We start from the raw sequence: 17,560 nt of genomic DNA on the forward strand, positions 1-17,560 counted from the left end.
GGGATCTTAGCTCAGCTGGGAGAGCATCTGCCTTACAAGCAGAGGGTCACAGGTTCGAGCCCTGTAGGTCCCACGCTTTAGATTTTATCTAAAGTTTTCTATGAAAACGCCGATGTGGCTCAATTGGCAGAGCAGCTGATTTGTAATCAGCAGGTTAACGGTTCGAGTCCGCTCATCGGCTTTTTTCATAAGGGTGGCTTCCCGAGTGGCCAAAGGGGACAGACTGTAAATCTGCTGCAAATTGCTTCGGTGGTTCGAATCCACCGCCACCCACTTGATAACTTAATACAGACAATAGTGGGAGTTCTTGAAGAACTTCAATGACGCGGGGTGGAGCAGTCTGGAAGCTCGTCGGGCTCATAACCCGAAGGTCATAGGTTCAAATCCTGTCCCCGCTACTTTGTGCCTTGATAGCTCAGTTGGTAGAGCAACGGACTGAAAATCCGTGTGTCACCGGTTCGATTCCTGTTCAAGGCACTTTTTTTATTTTCGACATAAGTATATCTTATGTCTTTTTTTATGTCATATTTTCTGGTATTAAACTCATAAGATCATCAAATATCCTATTGGGGATATATGATGATCTTATTTTCTTTCAAAGATACGATGCAATGGTGAAGATTCTTTACAATATTCAAGATAGTCCTGTCATGGTATAATAGATAAGTTATTAATAGTGGTAGTGCAAAGTTTTGCAGATAATAATACATTTGGAGATACTATTGGGACAGTTATGGGATAAGCTTGGTGATCTTAGCAGAAGCAATATGTATCCTTATCATATGCCGGGCCATAAGAGAAATGCAGGCTGCGGCATGGATACAGCTCTTTTCTTTGATCATGATATTACAGAGATAGATGACTTTGATAACCTGCATGATGCAAGAGATATTATAATGGATTGCCAGAACAGGGCTAATGCTCTGTATAAGGCTGGTGAGACATACTTCCTTGTAAATGGCTCGACCTGCGGCGTTCTGTCGGCCATATCGGCTGTTACAGGCGATGGAGATACTATCCTTACTGCAAGGAACTGTCACAAGTCTTTATATCATGCTGCCTATCTTAGAAATCTTAAGCTGGAATATTTATATCCTCAGCGTATAAGCGGCTATGATTTCTGCGGCGCTGTTAAGCCGGAAGATATTGATGCTGCGCTTAAGGCGGGAACTTCTATCAAAGCAGTGTTTATCACATCACCTACTTATGAGGGTGTGTATTCGGATGTCAGGGCTATTGCTGACATAGCTCATTCATATGGCGCAGCTTTGATAGTAGATGAAGCTCACGGGGCGCATCTTGGAATAAGTGATCGTATAAGTGAAGGTGCTATTGAAGGGGGAGCTGATATTGTAATACACAGTCTTCATAAGACACTTCCCAGCATCACTCAGACAGCGCTTTTACATGTGAATGGGACGATAGTTGACAGGGACAGGCTTAAGAGGTTTCTTAGGATCTATCAGACTAGTAGTCCGTCGTATCTTATGATGGCGTCTATTGATGACTGCATCACTTATATGACTGCTAATGGGAATCTGTGGGCCGATAGCCTTATGTCTTATCATGACAAGATCATAGATGCTACAAGACAGTTACAGCACCTTGAGATCCCGGATGATAATATAGTCAATGATCCATGCAAGGTAGTTATCTCCTGCAGGAATACATCTATAAGCGGATCACAGCTATATGATCTGCTGCGGACCAGATATGCTCTGCAGCCTGAGATGGCATGTGAGACCTACGTCCTTATGATAATCACCGGTATGGACACCATAGAGGGCATAGATAGACTTATAGAGGCCGTAGAAGATATAGATAGAAGACTGGGCTTTGCTCGCGACACGAGGTTAAAGAATGATACTCTTTCTACGGATACGGCTCCAAAAGCTATAAAGACTTTGCGTGATGCATGGGATAGCGGCTTTGAAGAGGTGATCCTGGAATCCGCAGTAGGACGTATAGCAGGAGATTTCGTGAACTTATATCCGCCTGGGATACCTATCATAGTTCCCGGAGAAGAGATCTCTCAAGATATTGTAAGTACTATCCGCGACAGTTTATCCAAAGGACTTAATGTTCAGGGAATTTCAGAGACAGGTAAGATAAGAGTTATTACCTGAAATTAAATATACATTGTGAGGTTTAATATGGGGAAAATAGTTCTGCTCATGGGTAAGAGCACTACAGGAAAAGATACAGTTTATAAAAATCTTCTGGAAAAGCATATTCTGGATCTAAAAAAAGTTGTTTTATATACCACAAGACCCATGCGAGACAAGGAAGAAAATGGCGTTCAGTACTACTTTTGTGATGAAGAGGGTTATCAGAAGTTTTTGAATGACCGAAAGATAATAGAAGGACGTACTTACGACACATGTTATGGACCGTGGCGATATTTTACCGTAGATGACGGGCAGATAGATCTAAGCCTTGGAAGCTTTCTGATGATCGGTACTCTTGAAGCCTATGAGTCCATGAAGGAATATTTTGGGGCCGACAAGGTAGTTCCTGTTTATATCGAGATCTCTGACAGGATCCGCATGGAGAGAGCCATGCACAGGGAGAATAAACAAGAGCACCCCAAGTATGATGAGATGTGCCGTAGATATCTTGCAGACGAGGAAGATTTTTCCGAAGAAAAGATAAAAGTAGCAGGAATCACGCGCAGATTCAATAACGAGGGCTCAATTGATCAGATACTGGGTGAGATAACGTCATACCTAAAAGATATGGGTGTCTGATATCTGTTATCTGTAAGAGGACTTTTAGTATCAAAGATCGGTTGCCTTGCGTAGGATCTGGATGTGATCTTATAAGTTTTATTCCTGCGTGATAATAAAGCGTAAGGAGGCGATTGCATGGATATTAAAGTCGGTCAAGTGCAGCAGACTCAGCAAGTACAGCAGACAGATGCTGCCCAGATAGTTGATGATCAGTTTAAGTTCACTCTGGCATCAAAACTTGAAGACTCAACCCTTGCAGACCGCCTTACGACTATGATGCAGGACATACAACAGCAGGGCAAACTCATTGGCAAGAAGCATGATATCAGAGATATGCAAAGGTATAGGAAGCTTATCAAGGAATTCCTCAACGAAGTCATTACAAGATCACATGCTTTTTCCAGAGAGAACTTCCTGGATAGAAAAGGGCGCCACCGCGTATACGGAATAGTGAGACTTGTTAATGAGAATCTTGATGCTCTTACGCAGGAGCTTTTCAAAGATGAGAAAGATCATATCGCCATAATGGGGAGAATAGGCGATATTGAAGGGCTGATACTTGATATTTTTACTTGAGTATTGAACTTTACGTTCAATAATGTATTTTTGTAAGTCTATGAATGTGTCAGTACATATGTAGCGATAATCATTATTTGTAAAAAGAGGACTGGGAATGGCTGATTTTGCCGATATAATCGGACAAAAGCAGATGATAGATCATCTGCAGAATGCGCTGCGTACAGGTAAAGCATCGCATGCATATATAATCACGGGAGAAAAGGAGTCCGGCAAGGAGTTCATTGCAAGAATATTCGCACAGACTCTGCAGTGCACAGACAGGCATGAAGAATACGGCCTTTTAGAACCCTGTCACGAGTGTCATTCCTGCATTCAGGCAGAAAGCGGCAGTAATCCTGACATAATAACAGTAACCCACGACAAGCCAAACACTATAAGTGTTGATGAAGTCCGTGCTATTTGTGACGATGTTGTTATCAAGCCATATGCGGGGCCTTACAAGATCTATATTTTCCCTGATGGAGAAAAAATGAATATTCAGGCTCAGAATGCGCTTTTAAAGACGCTGGAAGAGCCGCCGTCTTACGTTGTCATGCTGATACTTACAGACAATCTTGATGTCTTTTTGCCAACGATTCTTTCAAGGTGCGTAGTTCTTCCCATGAAGCCGGCGCCGGATGATGCTATTAAGAATTTTCTCATGAAAGAGTACCATACTCCTGATTATAGGGCGGATCTGTGCGTCTCATTTGCAAGGGGTAATGTGGGCAAAGCGATCATGCTGTCTCAGAATGAAGACTTCGACAGGATGAGAAAGCAGACCTTTGGCCTTCTTCAGAAGATAAGCCGAAAAGAGCTCCATGAGATTCTTGATATGGTCAAAGAAATAGAGACACCTCTGGACGAATCAGGGAATGAAGCGAATGCTGACAAGAAGGAAGTTATATCCGATTTTTTGGATATGCTGCTGTTCTTTTTTAGGGATGTACTGGTATATAAAGCCACGGAAAGTGACGGGGGCTTGATTTTCGCAGGCGACCTATCGTATATTAGAGATACGGCTGAAAAATGCACTTTTGAGGGCTTAAATGCCATAGTCAAACTTATCACTAAGACGCGAAGAAGGATACAAGTTAACGTCAATCCCGACATTGCAGTAGAGATGCTTATGATCGGAATAAAGGATAATATGGCATGAATAGCTTGCTAGGTTGAAAGTCATATAGTTATAAGTGGACAAAAGTTTCTTATAATAAAAAATTTAATAGATTGAAAATGATCCTAAATCATCATAGAAACGAGGTTAAGATGACCAGAGTAATAGGCGTACGTTTTCGTACTGCCGGAAAGATATATTTTTTTGATCCGGGAGAATTAGAAATTAAAAGAGGCAGCCATGTTATCGTGGAGACTGCCAGAGGCATAGAGTACGGAACTGTTGTGGCTTCTGCATATGACGTTGAGGATGAGAAGGTTGTAAAGCCCATCAAGACAGTCATCCGTATTGCCAATGAAGTTGATGAGAATCAGGAAAAAGAGAACAGAGTCAAGGAGAAGGAAGCTTTCAAGGTATGTCAGGAGAAAATCCGTAAGCACGGCCTTGATATGAAGCTTATTGACGCTGAGTATACTTTTGATAACAATAAGATCCTTTTCTACTTTACTGCAGATGGAAGGATTGACTTCCGTGCGCTTGTTAAGGATCTTGCGGCTGTATTCAGGACCAGGATAGAGCTGCGCCAGATCGGTGTAAGAGATGAGACCAAGATAATAGGCGGATATGGAATCTGCGGAAGACCTCTTTGCTGCCATTCATATCTTTCTGATTTTGCGCCTGTGTCTATCAAGATGGCCAAGGAGCAGAACCTCTCTCTTAACCCTACCAAGATATCCGGTGTGTGCGGAAGACTTATGTGCTGTCTTAAGAATGAAGAAGAGGTCTATGAAGAGCTCAACAAGAAGCTTCCTAAGGTCGGAGATATCGTAAGAACAGATGACGGATTTGAAGGTGAGGTTGCTAATGTAGGCGTACTGCGTCAGACTGTCCGTATCCTTGTAGATGTTAATGATGAAAAAGAGGTTCACGATTATACAGCTGATCAGGTACACTTTGTAAGGAAGAAGTCCAAGCATGGTAATGAAGCTAAGGCTGATAGGATCGAAGAAGTAAGCCTTGAAGAATTAAAGGCTCTTGAGGATAGCGGTACAAGCGGAGACCTTGACAGTGAGGAGACTCCTAATCAGGGTCAGCCAAGAAATCAGGGAAGAAATAACAAAAATCAAGGTTCAAGGGGCTCCAGACCTCAAAGAAGCGATAACAATAACAGAAATTCTGATAATAGAAATAATGACAATAGGAATGCTTACAACAAGAGCGCTGATTCCAGAAATAATGACGGAAGAAATTCCGACAATATAGAGAACAGCACAAGGAATGCTGATAACAGAACTTACGACAATAGAGAACATGGCAGCAGTTCAGACAGTAGGAATTACGATAACAGAAATAATGACAACAAAAATGTAAACAACAAAAATAACGACAACAGAAACAGATCTGACAATAATCGCGACAATAATTCACAGGGTAATGGACGCAGGCAGGACAACCAAAACTCACATGATAACGGCCGCGGTAATGGTCAAAGAGGCGGCAATCGTCACAACAACCGCCATAATAACAGACGTCAGAATCCTAATGCTAATGCTGCTGATCAGTCAAATGGTAATCAGCAGACAAACTCTCGTCAGAGCTCTGGTCAGGATTCAAATCAGTAATTGGATGGGATTTTCTAATGGAAGTTAAGTTAAAGCCGGGTGAAAGGATAGATGATCTTCAAAGAGACGGACTTAGGATAATACAAGATCCTGAACGTTTCTGCTTTGGGATGGATGCTGTACTTTTGTCCGGCTTTGCTGTATCTGCAGATCCGGTCAAGGGTATAGCAGTAGGCAACAACATGGAAGGAAAGCGTGTACTAGATATGGGCACAGGAACAGGCATCCTTCCTATTCTTTTGTCATCTAAAACAAAGGCCCGTGAGCTGATAGGTCTGGAGATTCAGGAAGATAGTGCAGAAATGGCGGCAAGGAGTATAGATCTAAATGACCTTGCTCCAAGAGTATCTATAGTACGTGGTGATATAAAGGACGCAAGCAGTATATTCGGAGCCGCCTCTTTTGACGTGATAACCTGCAATCCCCCATATATGATAGGAGGTCACGGACTTCAGAATCCGGATTCTCCCAAGGCTATTGCAAGACATGAAGTCATGTGTACATTTGAAGACGTAGCAGAGCAGGCCAAGAAGCTGTTAAAGCCTTCAGGTAAGCTGTTCCTTGTTCACAGGCCATTCCGCCTGTCTGAGATCATGGTGACACTTACAAAACACAGACTTGAACCTAAACGTATGCAATTGGTATACCCTTATATTGATAAAGAACCTAACATGGTACTGATCGAGGCTGTCAGAGGCGGCAAGCCAAGGATAGCTGTAGAGAGACCTCTTATCATATATAAAGCACCGGGCGAATATACCAAAGAAGTATATGATATATATGGATATTAATGATATGGGTATTAATGAATTATAATAGCAAGTGGCAATAAATATGAGTAATAATATGAATAATAATACAAATAGTAAATGTGGAATGCTCTATCTGTGTGCAACCCCCATAGGCAATCTTAAAGATATAACAGCAAGAGTTTTAGAGACTCTTAATATGGTTGATATCATAGCTGCAGAGGATACCAGAAACAGCATACATCTTCTGACTCATTTTGATATACATACACCTATGACCAGCTACCATGAATACAACAAGGTAGACAAGGCCTATTATCTTATAGATCAGATGAAGGAAGGAAAGAACATCGCCCTTATAACAGATGCAGGAACTCCCGGAATATCTGATCCCGGTGAAGTCCTTGTTAAGATGTGCCATGAATCAGGCATCACAGTAACATCTCTTCCGGGACCGGCTGCATGCATCACAGCCCTGACTCTTTCCGGGCTTCCAACCAGAAGATTCTGTTTCGAAGGATTCCTGCCAGGAAGTGATGACAAGAAAGCCAGGAAAGATATCTTGGAAGATCTCAAGGATGAGAGCCGTACTATGATAATCTACGAAGCACCTCATCATCTAAAAGCGGCACTTGTAGACCTGTATGAAACACTTGGCGACCGCAATATGGCTATCTGCAGAGAACTTACCAAGAGATTTGAAGAAGTAATGCCGACAACTCTTAAAGCCGCAATAGATTATTATAATGAGAACGACCCAAGAGGCGAATATGTCATGGTCATAGAAGGAAAGAGCCTTAATGACCAGAAAAAGGAAAAGCAAAAAGAGTGGCTTTCCATGTCAATAGAAGAGCACATGGAGTACTACGAAAGCCAGGGAGTATCTCATAAGGATGCTATGAAAAAAGTTGCATTAGATAGAGGCGTTCAGAAACGTGAAATCTATCAGGCATTAATAAAAAAAGACTAACAAGCTTTGAAAAAGAGATCAAAGCCAGGAGGAGCGGTATGTCAGACAAGCATGTAGCCAAATATCCCCCCATGGGATGGAATTCATGGGACTGTTATGGAGCAAGTGTAACCGAGGAAGAACTCCTTGGTAATGCAAGATACATGGCAGAGAATCTTAAGGAGTACGGATGGGAGTATATAGTCTGTGACATTCAGTGGTCAGAGCCAACAGCAGATTCATGCTGGTATCACAAGTTCGCAGAGCTCAACATGGATGAGTATTCAAGACTTATCCCTGCAGAGAACAGATTCCCATCATCTAAAGGTGGACAGGGCTTTAAGCCTATAGCCGATCAGATCCATGATATGGGTCTTAAGTTCGGCATCCACATCATGCGCGGAATCCCGCGTCAGGCAGTTCATAGAAATACCAAGATACTTGGAACTGATAAGACAGCAAGAGACATAGCACATCCTGCATCTATCTGTGTATGGAATACGGATATGTACGGAGTTGATGCGAGTCAGGAAGGCGCTCAGGAATATTATGACTCTATATTCCAGCTGTATGCGCAGTGGGGAGTTGACTATGTCAAGGTTGATGACCTTGCAAGAGTTGACGTAGGACCTGACGCACCAGGAGCAGGTTTTTCTGAGATAAGACTTATAAGAAATGCAATCGAGAAGTGCGGAAGACCTATAGTCCTTAGCCTTTCACCGGGACCTGCAAGAGTTGACCAGAAGGATTTCCTGTTAGAGAATGCCAACATGTGGCGTATGACAGATGATTTCTGGGACAAGTGGGAACTTCTCTACGGCATGTTCGAAAGAGCTGATGCATGGGCAGGAATCGGATGCAAGGATCACTGGCCGGACTGCGATATGCTTCCTCTTGGTCACATCGGAGTAAGGACTACACCTGACAGGCATGATGACAGGATGACAAACTTCACCCAGGATGAGCAGAGACTTCTCATGACACTTTGGTGCATATTCAGATCACCTCTTATGTTCGGCGGAGAGCTTCGCGACAACGATCCGTTCACACTGGGCCTTCTTACTAACAAGAAACTCCTTAAGATGCACAGAGACGGACGTAAGGCTCGTCAGATCTCAAGGAAAAAAGACATAGTAACCTGGATGTCCAAGACCAAGGATGGCATAAAATATCTTGCGATCTTCAATCTTAATGATGAAGTCAAAGAAGTAAAGCTTAAGTTTGAAGACTATGGTTTTGATAAAGATGCAAAAGTCAGCTGTACAGAGATATGGTCAGGACGACAGGGAAGTCTTGAAAACGGAGACAAGATAGCGCTTAATCCTCACGGATGCATGTGTTTTGAGATAGAGGCATGATAGCTTCATTCTTGAATAACAGGCTAATGTTTTTGGTCAAAATTGCCGATATAATAGTCGGCGAATGTCCATGTGGAACGTTAACAAAAGCTAACGTTCCACATACTGAAAATACAAGGAATTTTACAATTTTTTAACTTTGTATTTTGGATTTTATGATGACATAGACCTTAAAACCATGTATAATGACGGGTGTAGATTGGTAAACTTTTATCATACTAATCTTTATGCTGCAAAACATTTTGCAGCTAACGATTGAATTTGTGATAGGTTATCAGACACAAGTTTTCGTGTGGAAACTCACTCCACATTTCAACCGCAAATTTTTAATTGTCCATAAAGGAGGCTTAAAAAATGAGCAATGTAGATTTATCACAGTATGGCATCTCTGATGTCAAAGAAGTTGTTTACAATCCTTCATACGAACAGCTTTTCAAGGATGAGACAGATCCTTCTCTTACAGGTTTTGATAAGGGTCAGGAGACAGAGCTTGGCGCTGTTAACGTTATGACAGGTATTTACACAGGACGTTCTCCTAAAGATAAGTTCATCGTAGAAGATGAGAAGTCTAAGGATACAGTATGGTGGACATCTGAAGAATATCCTAACGATAACCACAAAGCATCACAGGCTGCATGGGATGCTTGTAAGAAGCTTGCAGTAGAAGAGCTTTCAGGCAAGAAGCTTTATGTTATAGATGGTTTCTGCGGAGCTAATGAAGGAACACGTCTTGCTGTTCGTTTCATCATGGAAGTAGCTTGGCAGGCACACTTTGTTAAGAATATGTTCATCCGTCCTACAGATGAAGAGCTTGCTAACTTCAAACCTGACTTCGTTGTTTACAACGCTTCTAAGGCTAAGGTTGAGAACTACAAGGAACTTGGACTTAACTCTGAGACAGCAGTTCTTTTCAACGTAACATCTAAGGAACAGGTTATCCTTAACACATGGTACGGCGGAGAGATGAAGAAGGGTCTGTTCTCAATGCAGAACTATTTCCTTCCTCTTCAGGGCATCGCTTCTATGCACTGCTCAGCTAACACAGATATGGAAGGTAAGCACACAGCTATCTTCTTCGGTCTTTCAGGAACAGGTAAGACAACACTTTCTACAGATCCTAAGAGACTTCTCATCGGTGATGACGAGCACGGCTGGGATGACAACGGCGTATTCAACCTTGAGGGTGGATGCTATGCTAAGGTTATCGGCCTTGACAAAGAGTCTGAGCCTGATATCTACAATGCTATCAAGAGAAACGCTCTCCTTGAGAACGTAACAGTTGATGCAAATGGCAAGATCGACTTTGATGATAAGTCCGTAACAGAGAATACTCGTGTATCATATCCTATCGAGTTCATCGACAAGATCGCACAGAAGGTTAACAAGATCTCTTCAGGTCCTGATGCTGATAACGTAATCTTCCTTTCAGCTGATGCATTTGGAGTACTTCCTCCAGTATCAATCCTTACACCTGAGCAGACTAAGTACTACTTCCTGTCCGGTTTCACAGCTAAGCTTGCCGGTACAGAGAGAGGTATCACAGAGCCTACTCCTACATTCTCAGCTTGCTTCGGTCAGGCATTCCTTGAGCTTCATCCTACAAAGTATGCTGAAGAGCTCGTTAAGAAGATGGAGAAGTCCGGTGCTAAGGCTTACCTTGTAAACACAGGTTGGAACGGCACAGGTAAGAGAATCTCTATTAAGGATACACGTGGTATCATCGATGCAATCCTTAACGGTGATGTTCTTAAGGCTCCTACTAAGAAGATTCCATTCTTCGATTTCGAAGTTCCTACAGAGCTTCCTGGAGTTGATCCTGCAATCCTTGATCCTAGAGATACATATGCTAACGCTTCTGAATGGGAAGAGAAGGCTAAGGATCTTGCATCAAGATTCCAGAAGAACTTCGTTAAGTACACAGGAAATGAAGCTGGTAAGGCACTTGTATCTGCAGGTCCTCAGCTCTAATAAATAGTTTATCCTATGGCTTAATAGATCTTAAATATTTTCGCCCCTGGTCCTGTGATCAGGGGCGTTTTTTAACACGCTAAGGCATGAGGTTAGTTATGGGGAATATTGTATTAACACCGGATCAAAAAGTGTATATTATACTTCTTGTATCATTAATATGCGTAGTAGTATTGATACTGATACTAAAGAAGTTTAAGGTTCCAAAGCCTCCGCTTGTAGATGAGCTTGAAGGCCATGACTTTGAATATTACTGCGCTGATCTTCTGAAGATGAATGGCTTTTCTAAAGTTGAAGTGACCAAAGGTTCAGGAGACTTTGGAGCTGATATCTTATGTGAAAGAAACGGAATCACATATGCCATTCAATGTAAGTGCTATGACAAGGATGTTGGAGTTCATGCTGTTCAGGAAGTATATGCGGCCAAGGACTATTATGACAGGATGGTGGCAGCAGTACTATGCAACCAGTACTTTACAACTCCTGCCGCTATGATGGCTGACAAATTAAATGTTATGCTCTGGGACAGGGATTATCTGGATATGCTGCATGCAAGCTGTAAAGCTTAGTAATTTAGGAAGCGCCCTCAGGTGGTTCTGATAAAATATATTCTTAAGTTTTCTATAATTAGAAGGCTTTTTGACACCTACCTCATTATATTGAATAGATAAAAGCGTTGGAGAGTCTGATTTAATTAACAGACTCTCCTTGTTGCAATAACATATATATCTAATAATATGATTCAATATGAATGAGCTAGAACACTAGTACTACAGCATAATACACTCAGTTACTTCAGTGCCATAAAATCGCTATAGTCATAGGATCTGGGTTCAACTTTACTCTCAGGAATATAGTAATTATTCTGTTCAGCCCATGCGGCTATAACCATGGTTTGTGGATCAAAGTCGTTTGCACTATGAGAGGCGAAATACTCATCTGTTCTGTCATTTACAAGATATCCTCCCAGCATCTGATAAGATCCGGATTCCAAAGGCTTCCCGGCATCTTGTACAGTCCAGGCTACGGTACCCTCAGCATATCCATTGACATAAGGATCAACCCATGTGGTAATCCCTTCATTGCCGGTAGAGCTTCCTGCATATTTTGAAGTAATAGTATTTATTGTTCCTGTAAATTTATCTTTGATATACACTCCAGATACTTCTTTTACTTTTTTATTCTGACCTGTAGTTTCTTCAGTATAACTTTCATTGCCTTGACCATTAGGATAATCATCTTCCCAATATCCGTAGAATGATCTGGTAAAAGTATAAGATGCATCTTTGTAGGTCTTAAAGATAGAGCCGTGTCCGTGCCTGTTGAAACCTACGAATTCGCCGTAATATATAGTATAAACTCCGTATTGGTGATTTTCTGCTATAAGGTTATCCTGTCTGTAGATTCCTACACCGGTACCTGTTCCGCCTTTAGGATCATCCGGAACATATATTTCGATACCGTCGGCATCAGTTGCCATGTAGGCATCAATTGTGCCCTGATAGTAGAGAGATGTTGCATATGACATATCGCCTACAATAAGGGTGTTATACAGCATGTCCATATCAATTGTGGAAACGTTCGTAGCATATGCCGTATGGACGCCACCAAGTGAGGTAACAAGGATAAATGAGGCAATAAGAGTCAGGACTTTATTGAAAGTTTTTTTATTCATAAGATGGCCCTCCTATTAGATAAAAATAGGTGTCAAAGTATCATTTGCCACCTGTGATGGCCGAATTGTACAATCTTTTGAACTTATTGAGGTCATAAATAATTAGATATCAGGAGCTTCGATCTCGTCGAACTCGTCAAAACCTATATAATCTGTAACAAGAGAGCAGCTACTTATATCTGCATCTTCAAATCCGATCATTTCGAACAGAATCTGTTCACCAACTCCTGCGAGATCTATCTCTACAGTAGATGGAAGGAAGGTTTCACTGTCAACGTAGATTATCATATGTGATGTGATATCATCATAATCAATCTCATCTTCAAGGAAGACTCCGGAGAGGAAAAATTGTGTTTCAACAGCAAGTTTAAGATCATCTCCTGTAAGATCCATCTGCATAACATAGAACGAGGAATCATCTATTTCTGAAAGCTCCGGATCAACTTCATAATCTATAGAGCCATCTGCCAGCTTCTCGAAGAATTCGAAATCATATACACTTCCTATATATTCTTCTATCTCTTCAAGATCATCGCTGTCTGATTCAAGATCTTCTGTCTCCCAGTCTTCACCATCTTCTTTGTAGTAAGCGGAAGTACTCTTGCCATCAGTAAGGATATAGAATTCGTTTGCAGTTACATAATCGCCTTCTTTTATACCAAGTTCATCGCTGAACATGCTCTCTGTAAGGATCATGTGGCAGGATTTGTTTTTGCCAAGCAGTGCTTCAAGCTCATGATCCATGATAAGAGTAAGGTCAGCGGATTCGCCTGAGTCTGTAATATCTGCTACCAGCTCAAATACAGATCTGGCAGAGTAAGATGATACATCTTCCAATGCTTCATATACAGCGGCTGCAAGGTCTTCCGGAATATCTGATTCACCGGACTTTTTGAAACTCTTTTCAATCTTTTCCATGTCTTTGACATAGGACTTTTTGGCACCGGCTTCTTCAAGCAGCATCAGGCAGTATATGTTAACTTCCTCTTTGTCTATGAAGACAGTGATCCTGACATCGTTTTCGCCATAAAGCTCACCTGTGAAGCTGAAAGTGATAGCAGGGTTACCTGCAATCTTGGTCTTACTGGTCTTAGATACATTAGTGAAGTCTTCACCTTCAAGTACACCCTCTTTGAAGTAACCAAGTATCTCATATTCATCATCTTCGGTCAGGGTCTTAAGTTCGCTGGAAGTAACATAATCCAGAAGAGATTCCTTAAGGATCATGAGAGCGGGGACATCATCATAGTCACCCAGATAATAGTACACAGCTTCATCATCGGGATCACCTTCCTTCTCACAATCATCGAAGGATTCAGGAAGAGTGAAGGTATAGCTTCCGAAGGTTTCAACATTGTCATCTTCTGTCTGGGAAGATTTATCTACCTGAATAGAGCCGGAAGCTTTGGCTGATGCCGGAATAGAAGTGATGGGCAGCAGCATGATGCCCATGCAAAGAGAAGCTGATACAGTGACACTAATAAGCTTTTTGATAGAAATCATAGATGGCCTCCTTGTCGATAAAACGCTCCTTGACACAACTTGAGCTCGTGGGGACACTCTATTTATATATCGGTATATGGGATAGCTTACCGTATATATTTTAAGAAAAAGATATATACTTCCTATTATTCAAAGGTTGATACTATATAGTCCAGATCTTCAAGATATGATGTATCAGAATCCTCATATTCAATAAGCAACAGTTCATAGAAGTAATCAGAATCCATGAAATGAGCTATTCGTATATCATTGTCACCATATAATGATACTGTTGCGGTATATATTATTGCAGGGTATCCTGCAATTGTTATTTCTTCTGTTTCTGATAAATAGTAAGAATCTTCTTCAAGCGTATCCTTGAAAGATTCCAGTATTTCTATAGCTTCTTCATCTGTAAGTCCGTTTACTTCGCCAGAATCGAAGTAATTTTCGATTGGTTCATAAGTCAGCATAATAAGAGGAAGATCATATTCATCTTCGCCGTAGAAGTAAACTGTACCATCTGAGTCATATTCAGGCTCGCCCCAATAGGAGGGAACGGTAAAGGTATAGTAGCTAAACATATAATAGTATGAATCATCATCGGACTTGCTATTTTTAGTGGATGATACAGCATCACCTGATAAGGTAAGACTTACATCATCAAAATATGAATCTATAAGACTTCCGTTATATCTTATGCCGTGAAGCATAACTCTTATAGTGGTTGTTCCATCGGGAACTTCAGCACTTATGGTGAACTTTGCCCATTCAATAGCCCTTTGCTCTTTAGAATATGAGTCAATGACTTTACCTTTGGAATTCAGGAATATAAGCTCAAGGCGGGCAAGATCAGTAGGATCCTGATCAAAAGTTGAAAGCATTGCACTAAGTACTGCCGTCTGCCCTTCAGCATCTGAATCTACATAGACATCCTGATATATGTAAGTATCTTCTGATGCACCATCAGATGGCCAGGCAAAATGGTCTCCGTCAGTAGCGTCATGCGCTGTCGTATCAGGATCATTATTCCATATTCCATCAGGATCTTCCCAGCCATCAAGTCCATCTTCAAAGCTGGGATTGGTCAGAAGATTACCGCTTTTAGACGTCTTGGATGAAGAGCTGCCATCAACGACAGTTCCTCTTATCATGCACATTCCTTTATTATCTGTGTCGTAGGCATATGACCAGGTAGAAGCGTTAGAGTCATAAAGATAATAGGTTCCCGGTTCGAGTGTAACATTGGGGAATGCATACCAGTTTACATTTTCTTTGCCTCCCTGGCCTTGTTCAGCCTGGACAGACCATGGACCATATTCGTCTCCTTCTTCTGATTCTATCCAGACGTAAGCATATTCCCACTCATCAACATCATCAGGATACCAGTGATAAGTCCAGATTCCGGTGATCAAAGTTGTTTCTTCTATTTCAAATACGACATCCTCAGAAGGTCCACTTGATACACCGGCAATGCTGTTGTTTTCATATATAACATCGCCATTATCGTAAAATTTTTCGCCCAGGGTATCATAAGAGCCTGCAGCACAGACATTGAAAGAAGAGAGCATCATCCCAGCGACCGGAATGCATAATGATAAAGATGATGCATGTTTCAAGAAGTGATTTAAACATTTCATAGACGGCCTCCTTGTCATGAAAACTATCCTGTGTGTAACATAGGGAATCAATTTGTATCTCGGTACTTAAACCTTAATAATGCACACAAAAAGATGATTTGACACTGACAAAATTCTGACATTTTTCGTGTCAAAATTACGACAATTCTATGGATTCTTAATAGCCGCTATGATAATGTAGATATGAAGGTTTCTTTGTGAGATTACGACAGATTAAGAGTTATAAATTTGTGGTGAAGTTTTGTAATAAATAACCCATAAACTTCCTTAGCTTAAGATGCAAGTAGTTTACAGAGGTATATTATGTTCGCTCAAAAGCTCGATTATATCATGAATCTTACAGGTACAAGAGCCAATATTCTAGGAGCCGCATGTCATGTGGACTCTTCTCATATAAGTCGTCTTAGAAATGGTGCCAGGAAACTTCCCAGAAATCCGGGGTTTCTTGATGATATGAGCGCTTATTTTGCCTCACATATAAGTATGGGATATCAGCAGGACGCCATGTGCAAAGAGCTGAATATTTCAAAGTGGCCCCAGGATGAGCAAAGTGCAGAATCTCTCATAAAAAACTGGTTTTTAGGTAATGAAGATAATATAAGATACGGAATACCAGGACTTTTAGACAGCTTTGGAACAGGATCTGCAAGAATCGTTTTAGACAATGATGAAGAACTGGTTTTATCTAAAACCAAAAGATATTATTATGGCCCGTCCGGTAAGAGAGAAGCTGTTTTACAGTTTTTTGACCACATTTTAAAAAGTAATAAAGCGCCTATGACACTTCTTTTATTTTCAGATGAAGATATGGCGTGGCTTTATAATGATCCGTTTTTTGCTGCAAGGTGGGCCAAAGCATTCACCAAGGTATTAAGAGCAGGCAATAAGGTTAAGATCATCCATAACTTAGGGCGTGATATAAACGAGCTTTTAGAAGCCGTAGCCAAATGGATCCCTGTCTATTCTACAGGCATGATAGAACCTTATTATTATCCAAAACTAAGGGACGGACTATTGCAAAGAACATTATTTATTGCGCCTTCATGTGCCGCAGTAGTATCCGACTCTGTTGGCATGAACACAGAAGGAATGCTTAACGAGTTTATAACTGATCCCAAAGCTGTAAATGCTTTGGTAAAAGAATATGAAGAAATATTTGACAGAAGCAAGAAGCTCATGGAAATATATGGGCCTCAAAGATCTGGTGAATTTTGGAATGTACATCAAGAACTGGCAAGTGTAGATGCTGATATTATGCTTATGGGTAAAGTACCAACCCTTATCACAATGCCGCAGTGGGTTGCAAGAAGTATGCAGGACAGGGCTCCTCAGAGCAGCATCTATGCTCATTGGACAATGTTCAGAGGCTTTTTTGAATCGCTATCATCTAAAAAGACTTATACAGAGATACTCCCAAAACCTGATATCAGTAAAGTAAATGTTCCCCTTCCATGTGCCGGCCTTATTGGGGCAGCAGGTATGACATACACGCCTGAAGAATGGAAAGCGCATATTGAAAATAGTGAACTATATGCCAAGACGTATAAGTACTATAAACAAGTGCAAGCAGAGAATATTCCTGACAACATGTATGTTATAGCAAGTGAAGATCACTATGCTTTTATGATCAAAACAACAGCGCCTGAAATAGCCTTTGCTATCACAGAAAGCCGGATGATAAGCGCTTTCTGTGAGTTCATGCAAAGGACGTAG

General features: G+C 41.2%; 13 protein-coding genes, 5 tRNA genes and 1 pseudogene. 16 read left to right on the plus strand and 3 right to left on the minus strand.

Annotated features, from left to right (window positions below; translation table 11 throughout):
• From BMX21_RS03455 to BMX21_RS03525, 15 genes and pseudogenes are all read left to right on the plus strand, one after another.
• Positions 1-73: transfer RNA gene (locus BMX21_RS03455), tRNA-Val, on the plus strand.
• Positions 74-108: 35 nt separating this feature from the next.
• Positions 109-181, plus strand: a tRNA-Thr gene (locus BMX21_RS03460).
• Positions 182-191: 10 nt separating this feature from the next.
• Positions 192-273: transfer RNA gene (locus tag BMX21_RS03465), tRNA-Tyr, on the plus strand.
• A gap of 51 nt (positions 274-324) precedes the next feature.
• A tRNA-Met gene (locus BMX21_RS03470) sits at positions 325-398 on the plus strand.
• A 6-nt stretch (positions 399-404) separates the two neighbouring features.
• Positions 405-477 (plus strand) — tRNA-Phe (locus tag BMX21_RS03475).
• Positions 478-722: 245 nt separating this feature from the next.
• Positions 723-2,126: an aminotransferase class I/II-fold pyridoxal phosphate-dependent enzyme gene (locus BMX21_RS03480; protein ID WP_092041393.1), complete on the plus strand. Its 1,404-nt coding sequence runs from the start codon at positions 723-725 to the stop codon at positions 2,124-2,126.
• A 27-nt stretch (positions 2,127-2,153) separates the two neighbouring features.
• Positions 2,154-2,747: a nucleoside/nucleotide kinase family protein gene (locus tag BMX21_RS03485; protein WP_092041396.1), complete on the plus strand. Its 594-nt coding sequence runs from the start codon at positions 2,154-2,156 to the stop codon at positions 2,745-2,747.
• A gap of 117 nt (positions 2,748-2,864) precedes the next feature.
• Positions 2,865-3,305 carry a YaaR family protein gene (locus BMX21_RS03490; protein WP_022755661.1) on the plus strand — a complete coding sequence of 147 codons (441 nt, stop codon included), beginning with the start codon at positions 2,865-2,867 and terminating at the stop codon, positions 3,303-3,305.
• 97 nt (positions 3,306-3,402) lie between these two features.
• Positions 3,403-4,446, plus strand: a complete 1,044-nt coding sequence (locus BMX21_RS03495; protein WP_092041399.1) for a DNA polymerase III subunit — start codon at positions 3,403-3,405, stop codon at positions 4,444-4,446.
• 110 nt (positions 4,447-4,556) lie between these two features.
• A pseudogene (locus BMX21_RS20135) lies at positions 4,557-5,471 on the plus strand (PSP1 domain-containing protein); the annotation flags it as partial.
• Between the two features lie 572 nt (positions 5,472-6,043).
• Positions 6,044-6,817, plus strand: a complete 774-nt coding sequence (locus BMX21_RS03505) for a tRNA1(Val) (adenine(37)-N6)-methyltransferase (protein ID WP_092041405.1) — start codon at positions 6,044-6,046, stop codon at positions 6,815-6,817.
• A 55-nt stretch (positions 6,818-6,872) separates the two neighbouring features.
• A complete protein-coding gene (gene rsmI / locus BMX21_RS03510) occupies positions 6,873-7,745 on the plus strand; it encodes a 16S rRNA (cytidine(1402)-2'-O)-methyltransferase (protein ID WP_092041408.1) in 873 nt (290 codons plus the stop codon).
• Positions 7,746-7,783: 38 nt separating this feature from the next.
• Positions 7,784-9,082 (plus strand): glycoside hydrolase family 27 protein, encoded by a 1,299-nt coding sequence (locus BMX21_RS03515; RefSeq protein WP_027207435.1) that lies wholly within the window; start codon positions 7,784-7,786, stop codon positions 9,080-9,082.
• Between the two features lie 354 nt (positions 9,083-9,436).
• Complete coding sequence (gene pckA / locus BMX21_RS03520; protein WP_022755667.1) at positions 9,437-11,050, plus strand: phosphoenolpyruvate carboxykinase (ATP); 1,614 nt, start codon at positions 9,437-9,439, stop codon at positions 11,048-11,050.
• Positions 11,051-11,148: 98 nt separating this feature from the next.
• Positions 11,149-11,619 carry a restriction endonuclease gene (locus BMX21_RS03525; RefSeq protein WP_092041410.1) on the plus strand — a complete coding sequence of 157 codons (471 nt, stop codon included), beginning with the start codon at positions 11,149-11,151 and terminating at the stop codon, positions 11,617-11,619.
• A gap of 221 nt (positions 11,620-11,840) precedes the next feature.
• Here BMX21_RS03525 and BMX21_RS03530 read toward each other — a convergent pair whose 3' ends face one another.
• From BMX21_RS03530 to BMX21_RS03540, 3 genes are all read right to left on the minus strand, one after another.
• A complete protein-coding gene (locus BMX21_RS03530) occupies positions 11,841-12,725 on the minus strand; it encodes a hypothetical protein (protein WP_027207432.1) in 885 nt (294 codons plus the stop codon).
• Positions 12,726-12,827: 102 nt separating this feature from the next.
• On the minus strand, positions 12,828-14,228 hold the full coding sequence (locus tag BMX21_RS03535) for a hypothetical protein (RefSeq protein WP_092041413.1): 1,401 nt from the start codon (positions 14,226-14,228) through the stop codon (positions 12,828-12,830).
• 125 nt (positions 14,229-14,353) lie between these two features.
• Complete coding sequence (locus tag BMX21_RS03540) at positions 14,354-15,847, minus strand: hypothetical protein (protein ID WP_092041417.1); 1,494 nt, start codon at positions 15,845-15,847, stop codon at positions 14,354-14,356.
• Between the two features lie 303 nt (positions 15,848-16,150).
• On the opposite strand from BMX21_RS03540, the gene BMX21_RS03545 reads away from it, so the two are divergent.
• Positions 16,151-17,560, plus strand: a complete 1,410-nt coding sequence (locus tag BMX21_RS03545; RefSeq protein ID WP_092041420.1) for a hypothetical protein — start codon at positions 16,151-16,153, stop codon at positions 17,558-17,560.

The sequence above is a fragment of the Butyrivibrio sp. TB genome (assembly GCF_900110805.1).
GTDB lineage: Bacteria > Bacillota > Clostridia > Lachnospirales > Lachnospiraceae > Butyrivibrio > Butyrivibrio fibrisolvens_C.

Excerpts from the sequence above, each read along its gene's own strand:
- BMX21_RS03485 (WP_092041396.1), top strand. The coding sequence starts at position 2,154 with ATGGGGAAAATAGTTCTGCTCATGGGTAAGAGCACTACAGGAAAAGAT.
- BMX21_RS03490 (WP_022755661.1), top strand. The coding sequence starts at position 2,865 with ATGGATATTAAAGTCGGTCAAGTGCAGCAGACTCAGCAAGTACAGCAG.
- BMX21_RS03495 (WP_092041399.1), top strand. The coding sequence starts at position 3,403 with ATGGCTGATTTTGCCGATATAATCGGACAAAAGCAGATGATAGATCAT.
- BMX21_RS03505 (WP_092041405.1), top strand. The coding sequence starts at position 6,044 with ATGGAAGTTAAGTTAAAGCCGGGTGAAAGGATAGATGATCTTCAAAGA.
- rsmI (WP_092041408.1), top strand. The coding sequence starts at position 6,873 with ATGAATAATAATACAAATAGTAAATGTGGAATGCTCTATCTGTGTGCA.
- BMX21_RS03515 (WP_027207435.1), top strand. The coding sequence starts at position 7,784 with ATGTCAGACAAGCATGTAGCCAAATATCCCCCCATGGGATGGAATTCA.
- pckA (WP_022755667.1), top strand. The coding sequence starts at position 9,437 with ATGAGCAATGTAGATTTATCACAGTATGGCATCTCTGATGTCAAAGAA.
- BMX21_RS03525 (WP_092041410.1), top strand. The coding sequence starts at position 11,149 with ATGGGGAATATTGTATTAACACCGGATCAAAAAGTGTATATTATACTT.
- BMX21_RS03530 (WP_027207432.1), bottom strand. The coding sequence starts at position 12,725 with ATGAATAAAAAAACTTTCAATAAAGTCCTGACTCTTATTGCCTCATTT.
- BMX21_RS03535 (WP_092041413.1), bottom strand. The coding sequence starts at position 14,228 with ATGATTTCTATCAAAAAGCTTATTAGTGTCACTGTATCAGCTTCTCTT.
- BMX21_RS03540 (WP_092041417.1), bottom strand. The coding sequence starts at position 15,847 with ATGAAATGTTTAAATCACTTCTTGAAACATGCATCATCTTTATCATTA.
- BMX21_RS03545 (WP_092041420.1), top strand. The coding sequence starts at position 16,151 with ATGTTCGCTCAAAAGCTCGATTATATCATGAATCTTACAGGTACAAGA.